Genomic DNA, 15154 nt, shown 5'->3' on the forward strand with positions numbered 1-15154 from the left:
ACACTGGTCCGATGACCAGCCTGAGCATCGCCGAGGCGGCCGAGAAGACCGGGCTCACCGCACACACGTTGCGCTACTACGAGCGTGACGGCCTGCTGCTGCACTCGGTCGACCGGGCACCGTCCGGCCACCGTCGCTACACCGCCGAGGACCTGCGCTGGATCCAGATGGTGACCCGGCTGCGCGCCACCGGCATGCCCATCCGGGACGTGCGCCGCTATGCCGCGCTGGTGCGCGACGGTGACGGCAACGAGGCCGAGCGCCTGGGCCTGCTGCTCGCACACCGCGAGGTCGTGGAGCGCCAGCTCGCCGAGGTCACCGGTCACCTGCGGGCGATCGACCACAAGATCGCGCTCTACGAGAACAAGGTCGCGCCAGCCCCTTGACCTTGAGCGCGCTCGAAGGCGAATGGTGGCAGGCATGAGCATCCAGACACGACAGATCGGCTCCCTCACCGTCTCCGCCCTCGGCCTCGGCTGCATGGGGATGTCGGAGTTCTACGGCACCCCCGACGAGCAGGGCGGCACCGACACCATCCACCGCGCCCTCGACCTGGGCGTGACCTTCCTCGACACCGCCGACATGTACGGCCCCTTCACCAACGAGAAGCTCGTCGGCAAGGCGATCGCCGGCCGGCGCGACGAGGTCCAGCTCGCCACCAAGTTCGGCAACGAGCGGCTCCCGGACGGCAGCATGGTCGGCATCAACGGATCCCCCGACTACGTCCGCGCGGCCTGCGACGCCTCGCTCCAGCGGCTCGACGTCGACCACATCGACCTCTACTACCAGCACCGCGTCGACAAGACGGTCCCGATCGAGGACACCGTCGGAGCGATGGCCGAGCTCGTGGAGGCCGGCAAGGTCCGCCACCTCGGGCTCTCCGAGGCCTCGGCGGCCACCATCCGCCGGGCCCACGCGGTCCACCCGATCACCGCGCTCCAGACCGAGTACTCCCTCTTCACCCGCGACCTCGAGGACGAGATCCTCCCCGTCCTGCGCGAGCTGGGCATCGGCCTGGTGCCCTACTCCCCGCTCGGTCGCGGACTCCTCACGGGCGCCATCAGCGCCACCGGTGGAGCCGACGGCGAGGCGGACCGCCGCCGGTCGGAGTACTTCCCGCGGTTCCAGGGCGAGGCGCTGGACGCCAACCTCGTGCTCGTGGACAAGGTCCGCGAGATCGCCGGGTCCAAGGACTGCACGCCCGGGCAGCTCGCGCTGGCATGGGTGCTCGCGCAGGGCGAGGACGTCGCACCGATCCCGGGCACCAAGCGGGTGACGTACCTCGAGGAGAACGTCGGTGCCCTCGACGTCCAGCTCACCGCCGACGACCTCGCCGCCCTCGAGCAGGCGGTGCCGCGCGACGCCGTCCAGGGCGACCGCTACGGCAGCATGGCCTCGATCGACGCCTGAGCGTCGTCGCCCGTGAGGGTCAGGCGCGGCCGTCGACTCTCGGCCGTCGCGCAGCAGGCCACGGAGTCGAGGGACGCGCCTAAGTCGCGGCGATCCCGACCCGGCCCTCGCGGAAGGCGTCGACGAACAGCGCGTGGTCCTCGCGGACGCGGACGGCATACGCGATCCCCCAGTCGCAGAGCCACGTCACGAACTCGTTGCGGCGACCCTCCAGGGACTTCGCGATCGCGGCCTCGACGTCGAAGTCCACGAGGTCCTGCTGGCTGTCCTCGTCGGAGGCGCAGTGGATCTTCGCGGTGGCGCGGCCGAGCAGGTCGACCACCGACCGCATGTCGTCGGGCTCGTTGATCTCGCTCCAGTCGAGGTCCACCTCGTAGGGCGAGATCTCCGAGACGACGTAGCCGACGCCGTCGATGCTCGTGTGCCCGAGCAGGGGGTCGGTGTGCACCTGCAGCGCACGCTGGCTGACGGCCGTGCGGTGGCCCTCGTGGTCGAAGTAGGCGTCGACCTCGCTGGTGTCGACGAAGCGGCTCAGCGCCGGGATGTTGGCCTGCTTCATGCTCAGCACGACGTCGTTGTCGAGCGCCTGGCTGTAGCCCTCGACCAGCACGTTGTAGGCCGGCAGCCCCGCGCTGCCGATGCCGAAGCCGGACTTGCCCACGACGTCGCGCAGCTCGTAGAAGAGCTTGCGGTCGAACCGCTTCGACTCGGGGATGGTGTCGAGGTAGGCGCGGAACGCCGCGACCACCGTGGCCCGCTCCTCGCGCTTGAGGCGGCGGGTGCTGGCGTCCTCGATGAAGCGGCGGATCCCCTTGGTCAGGTCGGTCATCTCGTCGAGGAGGTCGGCCCGGCGCATCGCCCGCGCGGCCACCAGCGCGGTCAGCACCGGCCCCTCGGCCTTGTCGAGCCGGATCTCGAAGTCGTCGTCGGTGTCGGAGGCCACGTAGTGGTTCACCTGGGCCAGGTAGGACCTGGCGTAGCGGGCGATCAGCTTGCGGATCGCGTCCTCGGGCAGCGCCTTCTGCCAGCCGACGAGCGCGAGGCTCGCCGCGAACCTCTGGAGGTCCCACGTGAAGCGGCCGACATAGGCCTCGTCGAAGTCGTTGATGTCGAAGACCAGCCGGCCGTCGGAGTTGAGGTACGTGCCGAAGTTCTCCACGTGCAGGTCGCCGTGGATCCAGATGCGCTCGGCACCGTGGGCCGCCCACTCGTCGCGCTCACCGGTCACGTCGTTGAAGAACAGGCACGCGCTACCGCGGTAGAACGCGTGCGGGTCCCGGGCCATCTTGCGGTACTTCGCGCGGAACGCCGCAGGGTCGGCCCGCATGAGCGGCGCGAACGCGTCGCGCAGCACCTCGATGATCACGTCGGTGCGGGCGTCGGTTCGCGCAGGGGCCATGCGGGCACTCTAGGACCGGCGGCCAGTAGGTTGGGGGCCATGGCAACCACTCAACTCGGCCCCAACACCGTCAGCACCGTGGGCGAGCTCCCCACGGTCGGCTCGCAGGCTCCCGGTTTCGACCTGGTCGACTCCAAGTTCGAGGCGCTCACCGACTCCGACGTCTCCGGCAAGCGGGTCGTGCTCAACATCTTCCCGAGCATCGACACCGGCGTGTGCCAGGCGAGCGTCCGGAAGTTCAACGAGCTCGCGTCCGGCCTCGACAACACCGCCGTCGTGAACGTGTCGGTCGACCTGCCCCTCGCGCAGGCCCGCTTCTGCGGCGCCGAGGGCATCGACGACGTCCTCGTCGGTTCGGCGTTCCGGTCCTCCTTCGGCGAGGACTACGGCGTCGCGATGGCCGACGGCGGCTGGAAGGGCCTGCTGGCCCGGGCGGTCGTCGTCCTCGACACCGACGGCACCGTGCTCCACACCCAGCTCACCGACGCGATCGGCGTCGAGCCCGACTACGACGCCGCGGTCGCCGCTCTCGGCTGAGGCGAGCGACACCCCGAGCGACACCCCGACCGGTGGCCGCGGACCCGATGGGTCCGCGGCCACCGTCGTTCCCGCGCTACTGGCGCCGCGCGAGCCAGTCGTGCTCGACCTGCGGCAGCAGCCCCGAGGCCAGGAAGGTCGCAGCGAGGTCCCGGTCGCCCATGAGGGCGCGGAAGTACATCGGCAGGGTGAGCCCGTGCCCCGGCCGCTCGACGACCTCGACCGGGTCGCCGGCCCGGATCGCCCCGGGCTCGATCACGGCGAGGTAGGCGCCGGTCAGGCCGCGCTCGGCGAAGCGGCGTACCCACGCGCGCTCGGCCATGTGCTTGGCGAACGTCGCGCACGGGATGCGCGGCCCGCACACCTCGAGGAGGGTGCCGCCGACCTGCCACCGCTCCCCCACCTCGGCCGTGTCGACCTCGAGGCCCGCCGTGGTGAGGTTCTCGCCGAACATGCCGTCGGGCAGGTCGCGGCCGAGGTCCTCGCCCCACCAGTCGAGCTCCTCGCGGGCGACGGCGTAGACGGCCTGGGTCGTTCCGCCGTGGTGCCGGCGGCTGATGATCGCGTCACCGACGACGCCGCTGCCGAGCCCGCCGCGTTTCGGCCCGGGGTCGCGCACCTCGATCACGTCCACCGGGCGCTTGTGGATCCCGCTGGGCCGCTTCAGGCCCGGGACCGGGTCGGCCGTGCCTGCGTTGACGGAGCGGACGACGGCTGGCACGCCGACACGCTAGCCGTCAGGAGTCGCCGGTGTGGCAGACGGCCTCGATGTTGTTGCCCTCGGTGTCGCGGACGAAGGCGCTGTAGTAGCCCTCGTGGTACTCCGGCCACAGCCGCGGCTCGTGGAGCGACTCGGCGCCGGCGGTCACGGCCTCGGCGTGCCAGGCCCGGACCGTGGCGGCGTCGGGGGCGCGGAAGGCCACGTGGACCTCGCGGTTGGGACCGATGCCCTCGAAGGTGCTGATCCAGAAGTCCGGCTGCTCCGTGCCGTAGCCGATGGCCACCTCGAAGTCCATCAGGCGCCGGTGCCCCAGCACGCCCAGGACCCGGTCGTAGAACGCCGCCGCGCGCGGCAGGTCGGTGCAGTTGATGCCCAGGTGATCGATCATGCCCCGATCGTGGCACCGCCCACCGACGCCGTCACGGCCCGTGGGGATAGCGTGCGTCCATGACCGTGCCGAACGACCAGACCGCCCTGCTCGAGGCGGCCCGCGCCTGGGCAGCCGAGGACCCCGACGAGCAGACCCGTGCGGAGCTGGAGGCTCTCGTCGCCGCCGCCGAGCGGGGCGAGGAGACCGACCTCGCCGACCGCTTCGCCGGCACCCTCGAGTTCGGCACCGCCGGCCTGCGCGGCGCCCTCGGCGCCGGGCCCAACCGGATGAACCGGGTCGTGGTCACGCGCACGGCGGCGGGCCTGGCGGCGTACCTCCGCGACACCGGCCACAAGGGCGGGTCCGTGGTGATCGGTTTCGACGCCCGCCACAACTCCGACGTCTTCGCCCGCGACACCGCGGAGATCATGACCGGCGCCGGGTTCAAGGCGCTCGTGATGCCGCGGACGCTGCCCACGCCGCTCCTCGCGTTCGCGATCCGCGAGCTGGGCTGCGCGGCCGGCGTGATGGTCACCGCCAGCCACAACCCGCCGCAGGACAACGGCTACAAGGTCTACCTCGGCGACGGCAGCCAGATCGTCCCGCCCGCCGACAGCGAGATCGCCGCCCGGATCGCCGCCGTCGGCCCGCTCGCGGAGCTCCCGCGCGGCGACGCCGGCCGCCTCGTCGGCGAGGAGATCGTCGACCGCTACCTCGACACGGTCGCGGGCCTGGCCGAGGACGGCCCGCGCGACCTGCGCATCGTCTACACCCCGCTCCACGGCGTCGGCGGCACGACCGTCGCGCAGGTCTTGGAGACCGCCGGGTTCGACGCCCCGCACGTCGTCGAGCAGCAGGAGCATCCCGACCCCGACTTCCCGACCGTCTCGTTCCCCAACCCGGAGGAGCCGGGCGCGATGGACCTGGCGATGGCGCTCGCCGCCGAGCACAAGGCCGACCTGGTGGTCGCCAACGACCCCGACGCCGACCGCTGCGCCGTCGCGGTGCCGGACGTCCACGGGTGGCGGATGCTGCGCGGCGACGAGGTGGGCGCCCTGCTGGCCCACCACCTGCTCGCCCGCGGGCGACACGGCACCTACGCCAACTCCATCGTCTCCTCCAGCCTGCTCGGCAAGATGGCCGCCGCTGCCGGGCAGCCGCACGAGGAGACGCTCACCGGCTTCAAGTGGATCGGCCGCGTCGAGGGCCTCGCCTTCGGCTACGAGGAGGCCCTCGGCTACTGCTGCGACCCCGAGCACGTCCGGGACAAGGACGGCGTCTCGGCGCTGCTGCTCGTCTGCGAGCTCGCCGCGCAGGCCAAGGCCGAGGGGCGCGGCCTCACCGACCTCCTCGACGACATCGCCCGTGAGCACGGCCTGCACGCCACCGACCAGCTGTCGGTGCGCTTCGACGACCTCGCCGCCATCCCGGCGACCATGGACCGGCTGCGCAGCGCCCCGCCGACCACGCTCGGCGGCCTCGCGGTCGAGCAGGTGGAGGACCTCTCCCAGGGGTCGGCCGCGCTGCCGCCGACCGACGGGCTGCGCTACTCCCTCGCCGAGGGCGCCCGCGTGATCGTGCGTCCCAGCGGCACCGAGCCCAAGGTCAAGTGCTACCTCGAGGTCGTGATCCCGGTGGAGACGGGGTCCGACGGGGCCGGCGCTGATGCCGCCCGGATCTCCGCCGCGGGCCGGCTCGACGCGATCAAGGCCGACCTGCGGGGCGCGGCCTTCGGGGGCTGACGTGCGCGCCGCGACACCGCTGGTCCTCGCCCTCGCCGCCGGCCTGCTCACCGCGGCGCCCGCCACGACGTCGTACGCCGACGGGGGTCCGCGCACGTGGCGCGTCGGGCCCGACCGCGAGCTGACGACCCCCAGCGCGGCCGCAGCGGTGGCACGCGACGGCGACACGGTGCTGATCGACCCGGGCACCTACTCCGGCGACGTCGCGACCTGGACCCAGGACGACCTCACCCTGCGCGGGGACGGCGGTCGGGCGCACCTGCCGGCCGACGGCAAGGATGCCCAGGGCAAGGCGATCTGGGTGATCGCCGGCGATCGCACGACCGTCGACCGGATCGAGCTGAGCGGCGCGACCGTGCCCGACCGCAATGGCGCGGGCATCCGCCAGGAGGGCACCGACCTCACCGTCACGCGCAGCTGGTTCCACGACAACGAGAACGGCATCCTCACCGGCGCCGACCCCGAGAGCGACATCGTGATCGAGCGGTCGCGGTTCTTCCGCAACGGCTACGGCGACGGCTACTCGCACAACCTCTACGTCGGCGCTGTCCGCTCGCTGACGGTCAGCGGCAGCTGGCTCGCGCGGGCTGACACCGGCCACGAGCTCAAGTCGCGCGCGGCCCGCAACACGATCGTCGCCAACCGCATCAGCGACGGCGACGCCACCGCGAGCTACTCGATCGACCTGCCCAACGGCGGGCTGTCGCTCGTCGCGGGCAACGTCGTCGTCCAGGGCCCGCGGTCGGAGAACCCCGCGCTCGTCTCCTACGGCGCCGAGGGCCTGACCAACCCGAGCCGCACGCTCTGGGTCGTCAACAACACCTTCGTCAACCAGCGCACGTCCGGCACGTACGTCGCCCTCGCCGACGGCAGCCGCGCCCACCTGCGCAACAACCTCCTGGTCGGACCCGGCGAGCTCTCCGGCGGCGCGGGTCCCGATGCGCGGGCCAACCGCCGCGTCGGGCTCGGCGGCTTCGTGGATCCCGCCCGCGAGGACTACCGGCTCACGGCGTCGTCTCGGGCCGTCGACCGCGGGGCCCGCGTGCCGTCGCGCTGGCGGGCCCGGCAGCAGTACGTCCACCCGGCCCGCGACGAGCGCCGCCCGGTCGTCGGCCGCACAGACCTCGGCGCCTTCGAGGTGCGCTGAGCGTGAACGGCGTGACGGCCCGGAGAGCAACACCACGGGATGTCGACGCCCTCATCGACCTTCCTGGCGACCCGTGTGTCAGCGGCCCGCCCTCCGCTCAGGTCCGAGAGGACTTCGATGCCCACCGGATGCGGCCGGAGTGGTCCTGGTTGCTCGAGGAGGATGGTCGGGTGGTCGGTCGTGCCCTGTGGTGGGGCCGCGGTGGGACCACACCCAGCGCTCTCGATGCGCTGGACGTGCTTCCCGGGGTGGCTGACCCCCGGGCGGGCGCGGCCCTGCTGCTCCAGGGCGGACACGCCGACTTCTCGTCTCCCGGCGAGCCGGCGTTGCCGGCGTACACGATCCGGCTGGCGCCGGGCTGGCGTGGGGATCCGGACGCGAGCCGTGCGGTCCGGTGGCGGACGGAGGCGTGTTCGGACCAGGGACTCACCCGTCCGCTCGAACGACGTCAGTACGCATGGACGCCGGAGCGGGCGGTCCCGGCGCGAAGCACCCGGGTCGCGTTCCGGCCGGGGACGGACGACGAGTTCATCGAGCTGTTCCGTCAGGCCGCCCGCGGCAGCCTCGATGTCGAGACGCGTCGGGCCCTGGAGACGACTGACGAGCTCAGTCAGGCGCAGGGCGACTTCGAGTTCTACGACAGCTGTCCGGGCGAGCGCGACTGGTGGCGGGTCGCAACCGACACCGTCGGGGTACCGGTCGGCTTCATCGTGCCGTCAGCCACGCCGTACCACCGCAACGTGGGATATCTCGGCGTTCTGCCGGACCAACGCGGCCGTGGCCTGGTCGACGACCTCCTCGGCGAGGTCACCCGGATCCACGCCGCATCAGGGGCGGAACACATCACCGCCACCACTGACGTGACCAACCTCCCGATGGCGGCGGCATTCGAGCGCGCGAACTACGCGGTGACCGAGAACCGTCTGATCCTGGAGGCGCCCCGCTGATTGTGCACGTGCGCCCGCTCCCACCGTGGAGCCCGCTAGTCTCGAGCCCATGGACCGGACCCTCGATTCAGTCGTACGCGGACGCTTCGCGCTCGTCGTCGCACTGCTCGGCGTGGCCTCGGTCCTCAGCGCAGCCTCGATGGCGCCGACCATCACGACAGAGGGCGTCGCGGTCCTCGCCGCACTGATGGCCGCGACGTCACTGATGGGGATCCACGCCCCGGTACGCGTCCCCGACGCCACCCTCCACTCGCTCCGGCCGCGCCGTCGCGCCGCCGACATCCCGCTCGTGCTCGCCGGACGGACCACCGACGTGGTCCACCCGGTGCGCCCGCGCGCTCCTGGACGCGTCTGACCCGTCGCCCCGCGCGACGTCGTACAGACCCTTCCGCCCGATCCAGGAGACCTCCATGTCACCGCTCGCCCCGCTCAAGCACGCCCTCGCCGCCGTCATGGCCACGACCCACGACGCCCTCGCCGCCCTCGGCGTCTCCGCCGACTCCGCCGTCACCTGGGTGGTCGGCATCGCCTCGCTCGTCGTCCTCGTGCGGCTCCTGCTGCTGCCGTTCGTCATCCACGGCGTCCGCCAGGCCCACGCCGGGGCGCGCGCCCGCCCCCACCTGAAGGGGATCACCGAGCGCTACCGCGGCCGCACGGACGCCGAGAGCCTGCGCGCCCACATGGACGAGCGCCGCGCGGTGTCCGCCGAGCACGGGGTCAGCCGCCTCGGCTGCCTGCCGGTGCTGGTGCAGCTGCCGGTGTGGCTCGCGCTCTACCACCTCGTCTCCGACGTGGCCCACGGCACGGCCGTCGGCGCGATGGGACCGGGGCTGGTGTCGTCGTTCGGTGCCGCCTCCCTCGTCGGCGTCTCGCTCGCCGGCCACGGCTACCTCGGCTCCGGTGGCCTCCACCTCGCCGTCGTGGCCGGGCTCGCAATGACCGCGGCCGCGCTGTCGTACGTCACCCAGCGGTTCGTGGTCGCGCCCAACACGTCCGTGGACGGCATGCCGGAGGCGATGGTCGCGGCGCAGCGCCTCATGCCCGTGATGTCGGCCGGCGGGATGCTGCTCGCAGGAGGCGTGGTGCCGGTGGCACTGCTCGTCTACTGGGTGTGCAGCTCGACGTGGACGCTCGCCCAGTCGGCGGCGATCGCACGCTGGTGGCCCACCCCCGGGACGGCGGCGGCCGCGCGCCACGTCATGGCGTGACGACGAGGTTGCCGACCTTGCGGCCGGAGTCGACGACGCGGTGAGCCTCGACGATCTCGGCCAGCGGCAGCGTCCGACCGACCACCGGCCGCAGCTCCCCCGCCGCGAGGCGCTCGAGCAGCCACGCGAAGTGGGCGGGATCCTCCACGGATCCTCCGGCGCGGACGTTCCCGCGGGCGAGGACGGTGTCGACGAGACCCGCGACGGCGAGCACCAGCACACCTGACGGTGCGAGCAGGCGGCGACCCGAGCGCCGGTCGAGGTTGCCCACCGCGTCGAGCACGACGTCGTACGCCGCCGCCAGGTCGTGGACCGACGTCCGGGTGTGGTCGACCACCTCGTCCGCCCCGAGCGAGCGCACGAGCTCGGCGTTGCGCCCGCTGCAGACCGCGGTCACGTGCGCGCCGGCCAGGTGCGCGACCTGCACGGCCGCCGTCCCGACCGCGCCGGACGCGCCGTTCACCAGGACGCGCCGGCCGGGTGCCACCACGTCGTCCAGGAAGTGGCGCGCCGTGCTGCCGCCGAAGAGGACGGCGGCGGCGTCCTCGTGCGAGACACCGGCAGGCACCGTCGTGAGTCGGTCGGCGCGGACGGCCGCGAGCTCGGCGTGAGCGCCCATCCCGATCCCGGTCATGCCCGCCACCTCGTCGCCGATCGTCAGGCCGGTGACGCCGGCGCCGAGCGACTCGACCGTCCCCGAGTAGACGACGCCGAGGACCTGCCGGCGCGGGCCGCGCCACCCGAGTGCGAGCCGGCCCGGCACCGCGAAGCCGCGCGGGAAGCGGCACCCGCGGATCCGGGCGTCCCCGGAGTTGACGGTCGTCGCCCGGACGCGCACGACGACCTGGCCCTTCCCTGCGACCGGGTCGGGCAGGTCCCGCACCGCGACGACCTCCGGCGGTCCGTACCGCTCCACGACTGCTGCCTTCATGACCACTCCTCGAGCCCACGGAGACTTACACCTGTAAGCCTGGTGTCGGACACCGTAGCCTTACGCCTGTAAGCCACCCAAGCCCAGGAGTCCTCATGTCCAGACCACCGCTCTCCCGCGACCGCGTCGTCGACGCCGCGAGCCGGGTCGCCGACGCGTCCGGGCTCGCCGGGGTGAGCATGCGCAGCGTGGGACGCGAGCTCGGGGTCGAGGCGATGTCGCTCTACCACCACGTCGCCGGGAAGGAGGCGCTCCTCGACGGCCTCGCGGACTGGGTCTTCGCCCGCATCACGCTGCCGCGGTCGGGCGCGGCATGGCGCGCGGAGATGGAGGAGCGGGCGCGCTCAGCACGGACCGTGCTCGCCGCCCACCCGTGGGGGCTCGGGCTCCTGGAGTCGCGGCGCTCCCCCGGTCCGGCCACCCTCGGCCACCACGACGCGGTGCTCGGCTGCCTGCGCTCGGCGGGCTTCTCCGTCGCTCTCGCCGCGCACGCCTTCTCGGTGCTCGACGCCTACACCTACGGGTTCGTCCTCACCGAGGTGAACCTGCCCTTCGAGCCCGGCGAGTCGGCCGACGACTTCGTCGCCGACCTCGGCGCGGTGCTCGCCGACCGCCCGCACCTCGCGGAGATGGTGGCCGAGCAGGTCGTGGGACAGGACTACGCCTACGGCGACGAGTTCGACTTCGGCCTCGCGCTCGTGCTCGACGGCCTCGAGCAGCGCGTGCCGCAGGAGATCAGAGGAAGAAGCTGACCACCATCAGCACGGCGGCCACCGCGATCAGCGCCAGTGGCATCGTCGCCGGCTCACGGCGTACGGCACCGGGCAGCGCACGCTGCTCCTCCGAGCCGGCGGCGACCCCGGCGCGGTCACGGGCGGCGTCGACGAGCTCGCGGAGCCGGTGCTCGGCCCAGTCGACGTAGCGCATCCCCTCGTGCGGGCCGTCCCCGGACGACGGAGCGCCGCGGGTCAGCATCGCCTTGCGCCAGGTGCGGCCCAGCACCGTGCTGACGAGGCGCCGGTCGCCGGCGCGGACCGCGAGCACCTGGCGCACGGCCAGCTCCTCGACCGCGGCCAGCTGGACGTGGACCGTCTCGGCGAGGTTGCGCATCACCAGGTGCTCCTCGGTGGCCCACAGCGCCGGGCGCAGCATCGCGGCCCACGACAGGACGCCGACCAGCAGGGCGACGCCGCCCACCCACGCGGGGAAGCCGTCGTCCAGGTAGGCCACCATGGCGACCACGACCGCGGCGCTCAGGAGCACGGCCGCCCAGCCGGAGAACCGTCCACTGGTGGGCGGGAACCGTTCCACGACGGCCTCGCCGTCGTCCTGCAGGCGTGCCATGGTCTCCTCGCTGTTTTGGGCAGACATTGGCCCCCTGCGGATTGCCGGGGGCGTCCGGGCCAACTCTATGCTGGGTCGGTGACACCCACTGCCAGCTCCACGGCGAGCACGACCTCCTCGCACGCGGTCTTCGACGACATCGTGCGCTCGGACTCCTCGCTCCGCCGATTCCTCCACGGCCTCCCCGGCGTCGACCAGGTCGGGTGCGAGGCCCGCGCCGCCGGTCTGGCCACGAGGTCGATCAAGACCACGTCGAAGGCGTACGCCATCGACCTGGCCATCCGGATGGTCGACCTGACCACGCTCGAGGGCCAGGACACCCACGGCAAGGTCCGCGCGCTCGCGTCCAAGGCGATGCGCCCCGACCCGGCCGACCCGACCTGCCCGGCCACCGCTGCCGTGTGCGTCTACCCCGACATGGTCGCCACCGCCAAGCAGACGCTCGGCGACAGCGGCGTCAACGTCGCGGCGGTCGCCACCGCGTTCCCGAGCGGCCGCGCGGCGATGGACATCAAGCTCGCCGACACCCGCGACGCGGTCGAGGCCGGCGCCGACGAGATCGACATGGTCATCGACCGTGGTGCGTTCCTCTCGGGTCGCTACCTCGAGGTCTTCGAGGAGATCGTCCAGGTCCGCGAGGCGTGTGGCGACGCGCACCTCAAGGTGATCTTCGAGACCGGTGAGCTGCAGACCTACGACAACGTCCGCCGGGCCAGCTGGCTCGCGATGATGGCCGGTGGCCACTTCATCAAGACCTCCACCGGCAAGGTCCAGCCCGCCGCGACGCTCCCGGTCACCCTGATCATGCTCGAGGCGGTCCGCGACTTCCGCGAGCAGACCGGGCAGATGATCGGGGTCAAGCCCGCCGGTGGCATCAAGACCACCAAGGACGCCATCAAGTACCTCGTGATGGTGAACGAGATCTGCGGCGAGGACTGGCTCGACCCCGACTGGTTCCGCTTCGGCGCCTCCACGCTGCTCAACGACCTGCTCATGCAGCGCACCAAGATGACGACCGGCCGCTACTCCGGTCCCGACTACTTCACGCTGGACTGATAACCATGACCTTCGAGTACGCCCCCGCGCCCGAGTCGCGCGCCATCGTCGACATCAAGCCGTCCTACGGACTCTTCATCAACGGCGAGTTCGTCGACGGCAACGGCACGTCGTTCAAGACCGTCAACCCCGCCACCGAGGAGGTGCTGGCCGAGGTCGCCGAGGCCAGCGACGCCGACGTCGACGAGGCCGTGAAGGCCGCCCGTCGCGCCTACACCCGCGTCTGGTCACGGATGTCCGGCGCCGAGCGCGCCAAGTACCTCTACCGGATCGCCCGGATCATCCAGGAGCGCGGCCGCGAGCTCGCCGTCCTGGAGTCGATCGACAACGGCAAGCCGATCAAGGAGTCGCGCGACGTCGACGTGCCGATCGTCGCCGCCCACTTCTTCTACTACGCCGGCTGGGCCGACAAGCTCCAGTACTCCGGCTACGGCTCGACCCCGCTCGGCGTCGCCGGCCAGGTCATCCCGTGGAACTTCCCGCTGATGATGCTGGCGTGGAAGATCGCCCCGGCCCTGGCCTGTGGCAACACGGTCGTGCTGAAGCCGGCCGAGACCACCCCGCTGACCGCGCTGCTCTTCGCCGAGATCTGCCAGCAGGCCGACCTGCCGCCCGGCGTCGTCAACATCGTCACGGGCGCCGGTGACACCGGCCGTGCCATCGTGTCGCACCCCGACGTCGACAAGGTGGCCTTCACCGGGTCCACCGAGGTCGGCAAGGCGATCGCCCGCGCGGTCGCCGGCAGCGACAAGAAGGTCACCCTCGAGCTCGGGGGCAAGGCCGCCAACATCGTCTTCGACGACGCCCCGCTCGACCAGGCCGTCGAGGGCATCGTCAACGGCATCTTCTTCAACCAGGGCCACGTCTGCTGCGCCGGCTCGCGCCTGCTCGTGCAGGAGTCCGTCGCCGACGAGGTCATGGAGCGCCTGAAGCGCCGGATGGCCACGCTGCGCGTCGGCGACCCGCTCGACAAGAACACCGACGTCGGCGCCATCAACTCCGCCGAGCAGCTCGCCAAGATCCGCGAGCTCTCCGAGATCGGCGAGTCCGAGGGCGCCGAGCGCTGGTCGGCTCCCTGCGAGCTGCCGTCCAACGGCTACTGGTTCGCCCCGACCGTCTTCACCGGCGTCACGCAGGCCCACCGGATCGCCCGCGAGGAGATCTTCGGCCCGGTCCTGTCCGTGCTGACCTTCCGCACCCCCTCCGAGGCGATCGAGAAGGCCAACAACACGCCGTTCGGCCTCTCGGCCGGCGTGTGGACCGACAAGGGCTCGCGCATCCTGTCCATGGCCAACCGCCTCCGTGCGGGCGTCGTCTGGGCCAACACGTTCAACAAGTTCGACCCCACCTCGCCGTTCGGCGGCTACAAGGAGTCCGGATACGGCCGCGAGGGTGGCCGCCACGGTCTCGAGGGCTACCTCAAGAACACGGAGAAGGGAGCGGACGCGTGAGCCGCATCGACGTACGCAAGACGTACAAGCTCTACATCGGGGGCCAGTTCCCGCGCTCGGAGTCGGGTCGCTCCTACGTCGTCAACGACGCCAAGGGCCGCCTGGTCGCCAACGCCGCCCAGGCGTCCCGCAAGGACGCCCGCGACGCCGTCGTCGCGGCCCGCGCCGCCTTCGGTGGCTGGTCCGGCAAGACCCCCTACAACCGCGCGCAGGTCGTCTACCGCATCGCCGAGGTGCTCGAGGGTCGCCGCGAGCAGTTCGAGGCCGAGCTCCGCGCCGCGGAGGGCATCTCCGCGGCCCGCGCGCGCACCTACGTGGACGCCTCGATCGACCGCCTCGTCTGGTACGCCGGCTGGGCCGACAAGATCACCCAGGTCGTCGGCAACGCCAACCCGGTCGCCGGCCCCTACTTCAACCTGTCGACCCCCGAGCCCAGCGGCGTCATCGCCGTCGTCGCCCCGCGCGGTCCCCTGCTCGGCCTCGTCAGCGTCGTCGCGCCGCTCATCATCACCGGCAACACCGTCGTCGTGATCGCCAGCCAGGACAACCCGCTGACCGCGATCACGCTCGGCGAGGTCATGGCCACCAGCGACCTCCCGGGCGGCGTGGTCAACGTGCTCACCGGCTCGCAGACCGAGATCGCCCCGTGGCTGGCCTCGCACATGGACGTCAACGGCATCGACCTGACCGGGGTCGAGGACGCCGAGCTCGCGACCGAGCTCGAGGTGGCCGGGGCCGACAACCTCAAGCGCGTACGCCGTCCCGCTCCCGACACCGACTGGCTCGCCGAGCCCGGCCTGGACCGGATGACGCAGTTCCTCGAGACCAAGACGGTCTGGCACCCGATCGGCGTCTGAGCCGACCGACCCACGACACGACGAAGGCCCCCGG

General features: G+C 72.2%; 17 protein-coding genes. 12 read left to right on the forward strand and 5 right to left on the reverse strand.

Annotation, left to right across the window (positions count from 1 at the left end):
- Window positions 1–11: 11 nt before the first annotated feature.
- Both AC1DP1_RS09190 and AC1DP1_RS09195 read left to right on the forward strand, forming a co-directional pair.
- Entirely contained in the window at window positions 12–386 is a 375-nt protein-coding gene (locus AC1DP1_RS09190; protein WP_477506609.1) for a MerR family transcriptional regulator, read from the forward strand.
- Window positions 387–420: 34 nt separating this feature from the next.
- On the forward strand, window positions 421–1410 hold the full coding sequence (locus AC1DP1_RS09195) for an aldo/keto reductase (protein WP_477506610.1): 990 nt from the start codon (window positions 421–423) through the stop codon (window positions 1408–1410).
- A gap of 79 nt (window positions 1411–1489) precedes the next feature.
- Here AC1DP1_RS09195 and AC1DP1_RS09200 read toward each other — a convergent pair whose 3' ends face one another.
- Window positions 1490–2809 (reverse strand): DUF2252 domain-containing protein, encoded by a 1320-nt coding sequence (locus tag AC1DP1_RS09200; RefSeq protein ID WP_477506611.1) that lies wholly within the window; start codon window positions 2807–2809, stop codon window positions 1490–1492.
- Between the two features lie 39 nt (window positions 2810–2848).
- Between AC1DP1_RS09200 and tpx the strand changes: the two genes are divergently transcribed.
- Window positions 2849–3346, forward strand: coding sequence for a thiol peroxidase (tpx, locus tag AC1DP1_RS09205; RefSeq protein ID WP_457186064.1), 498 nt, complete (start codon window positions 2849–2851; stop codon window positions 3344–3346).
- 76 nt (window positions 3347–3422) lie between these two features.
- On the opposite strand, the gene AC1DP1_RS09210 is transcribed toward tpx, so the two are convergent.
- Together AC1DP1_RS09210 and AC1DP1_RS09215 are read right to left on the reverse strand one after the other, a co-directional pair.
- The gene (locus AC1DP1_RS09210) at window positions 3423–4067 is read right to left on the reverse strand and encodes an MOSC domain-containing protein (RefSeq protein WP_477506612.1); all 645 of its coding nucleotides are present in this window, start codon (window positions 4065–4067) and stop codon (window positions 3423–3425) included.
- A 16-nt stretch (window positions 4068–4083) separates the two neighbouring features.
- Window positions 4084–4455, reverse strand: a complete 372-nt coding sequence (locus AC1DP1_RS09215) for a VOC family protein (protein ID WP_477506613.1) — start codon at window positions 4453–4455, stop codon at window positions 4084–4086.
- Between the two features lie 59 nt (window positions 4456–4514).
- Between AC1DP1_RS09215 and AC1DP1_RS09220 the strand changes: the two genes are divergently transcribed.
- From AC1DP1_RS09220 to yidC, 5 genes are read left to right on the forward strand one after another with little or no spacing between them, the layout of a single operon-like run.
- The gene (locus AC1DP1_RS09220; RefSeq protein ID WP_457186058.1) at window positions 4515–6179 is read left to right on the forward strand and encodes a phospho-sugar mutase; all 1665 of its coding nucleotides are present in this window, start codon (window positions 4515–4517) and stop codon (window positions 6177–6179) included.
- 1 nt (window position 6180) lies between these two features.
- Window positions 6181–7326: a right-handed parallel beta-helix repeat-containing protein gene (locus tag AC1DP1_RS09225; protein ID WP_477506614.1), complete on the forward strand. Its 1146-nt coding sequence runs from the start codon at window positions 6181–6183 to the stop codon at window positions 7324–7326.
- A gap of 2 nt (window positions 7327–7328) precedes the next feature.
- Window positions 7329–8273: a GNAT family N-acetyltransferase gene (locus AC1DP1_RS09230; protein ID WP_477506615.1), complete on the forward strand. Its 945-nt coding sequence runs from the start codon at window positions 7329–7331 to the stop codon at window positions 8271–8273.
- Between the two features lie 49 nt (window positions 8274–8322).
- Window positions 8323–8628, forward strand: a complete 306-nt coding sequence (locus AC1DP1_RS09235; RefSeq protein WP_477506616.1) for a hypothetical protein — start codon at window positions 8323–8325, stop codon at window positions 8626–8628.
- A gap of 55 nt (window positions 8629–8683) precedes the next feature.
- Window positions 8684–9481, forward strand: a complete 798-nt coding sequence (yidC, locus tag AC1DP1_RS09240) for a membrane protein insertase YidC (protein ID WP_477506617.1) — start codon at window positions 8684–8686, stop codon at window positions 9479–9481.
- On the opposite strand, the gene AC1DP1_RS09245 is transcribed toward yidC, so the two are convergent.
- Window positions 9471–10412 (reverse strand): NAD(P)-dependent alcohol dehydrogenase, encoded by a 942-nt coding sequence (locus AC1DP1_RS09245; RefSeq protein WP_477506618.1) that lies wholly within the window; start codon window positions 10410–10412, stop codon window positions 9471–9473. The genes yidC and AC1DP1_RS09245 overlap by 11 nt on opposite strands.
- Window positions 10413–10507: 95 nt before the next feature.
- Between AC1DP1_RS09245 and AC1DP1_RS09250 the strand changes: the two genes are divergently transcribed.
- Window positions 10508–11164 (forward strand): TetR/AcrR family transcriptional regulator, encoded by a 657-nt coding sequence (locus tag AC1DP1_RS09250; protein ID WP_477506619.1) that lies wholly within the window; start codon window positions 10508–10510, stop codon window positions 11162–11164.
- On the opposite strand, the gene AC1DP1_RS09255 is transcribed toward AC1DP1_RS09250, so the two are convergent.
- Entirely contained in the window at window positions 11148–11756 is a 609-nt protein-coding gene (locus AC1DP1_RS09255; RefSeq protein ID WP_457186044.1) for a hypothetical protein, read from the reverse strand. The two genes, AC1DP1_RS09250 and AC1DP1_RS09255, sit on opposite strands and share 17 nt — an antisense overlap.
- A 78-nt stretch (window positions 11757–11834) precedes the next feature.
- On the opposite strand from AC1DP1_RS09255, the gene deoC reads away from it, so the two are divergent.
- From deoC to AC1DP1_RS09270, 3 genes are read left to right on the forward strand one after another with little or no spacing between them, the layout of a single operon-like run.
- Window positions 11835–12812, forward strand: a complete 978-nt coding sequence (gene deoC, locus AC1DP1_RS09260) for a deoxyribose-phosphate aldolase (protein ID WP_457186042.1) — start codon at window positions 11835–11837, stop codon at window positions 12810–12812.
- 5 nt (window positions 12813–12817) lie between these two features.
- Entirely contained in the window at window positions 12818–14263 is a 1446-nt protein-coding gene (locus tag AC1DP1_RS09265) for an aldehyde dehydrogenase family protein (RefSeq protein WP_477506620.1), read from the forward strand.
- Complete coding sequence (locus AC1DP1_RS09270) at window positions 14260–15120, forward strand: aldehyde dehydrogenase family protein (RefSeq protein ID WP_457186038.1); 861 nt, start codon at window positions 14260–14262, stop codon at window positions 15118–15120. The genes AC1DP1_RS09265 and AC1DP1_RS09270 overlap by 4 nt, the downstream gene beginning before the upstream one ends.
- The last annotated feature ends 34 nt before the right edge of the window (window positions 15121–15154 follow it).

The organism is Nocardioides sp. P4_G10 (assembly GCF_056401175.1).

Bases quoted from the DNA above. Each gene is read 5' to 3' on its own strand.
- yidC (WP_477506617.1), top strand. From the start codon at position 8,684: ATGTCACCGCTCGCCCCGCTCAAGCACGCCCTCGCCGCCGTCATGGCC.
- AC1DP1_RS09255 (WP_457186044.1), bottom strand. From the start codon at position 11,756: ATGGCACGCCTGCAGGACGACGGCGAGGCCGTCGTGGAACGGTTCCCG.
- AC1DP1_RS09220 (WP_457186058.1), top strand. From the start codon at position 4,515: ATGACCGTGCCGAACGACCAGACCGCCCTGCTCGAGGCGGCCCGCGCC.
- AC1DP1_RS09195 (WP_477506610.1), top strand. From the start codon at position 421: ATGAGCATCCAGACACGACAGATCGGCTCCCTCACCGTCTCCGCCCTC.
- AC1DP1_RS09250 (WP_477506619.1), top strand. From the start codon at position 10,508: ATGTCCAGACCACCGCTCTCCCGCGACCGCGTCGTCGACGCCGCGAGC.
- AC1DP1_RS09235 (WP_477506616.1), top strand. From the start codon at position 8,323: ATGGACCGGACCCTCGATTCAGTCGTACGCGGACGCTTCGCGCTCGTC.
- AC1DP1_RS09265 (WP_477506620.1), top strand. From the start codon at position 12,818: ATGACCTTCGAGTACGCCCCCGCGCCCGAGTCGCGCGCCATCGTCGAC.
- AC1DP1_RS09190 (WP_477506609.1), top strand. From the start codon at position 12: ATGACCAGCCTGAGCATCGCCGAGGCGGCCGAGAAGACCGGGCTCACC.
- tpx (WP_457186064.1), top strand. From the start codon at position 2,849: ATGGCAACCACTCAACTCGGCCCCAACACCGTCAGCACCGTGGGCGAG.
- AC1DP1_RS09215 (WP_477506613.1), bottom strand. From the start codon at position 4,455: ATGATCGATCACCTGGGCATCAACTGCACCGACCTGCCGCGCGCGGCG.
- AC1DP1_RS09245 (WP_477506618.1), bottom strand. From the start codon at position 10,412: ATGAAGGCAGCAGTCGTGGAGCGGTACGGACCGCCGGAGGTCGTCGCG.
- AC1DP1_RS09200 (WP_477506611.1), bottom strand. From the start codon at position 2,809: ATGGCCCCTGCGCGAACCGACGCCCGCACCGACGTGATCATCGAGGTG.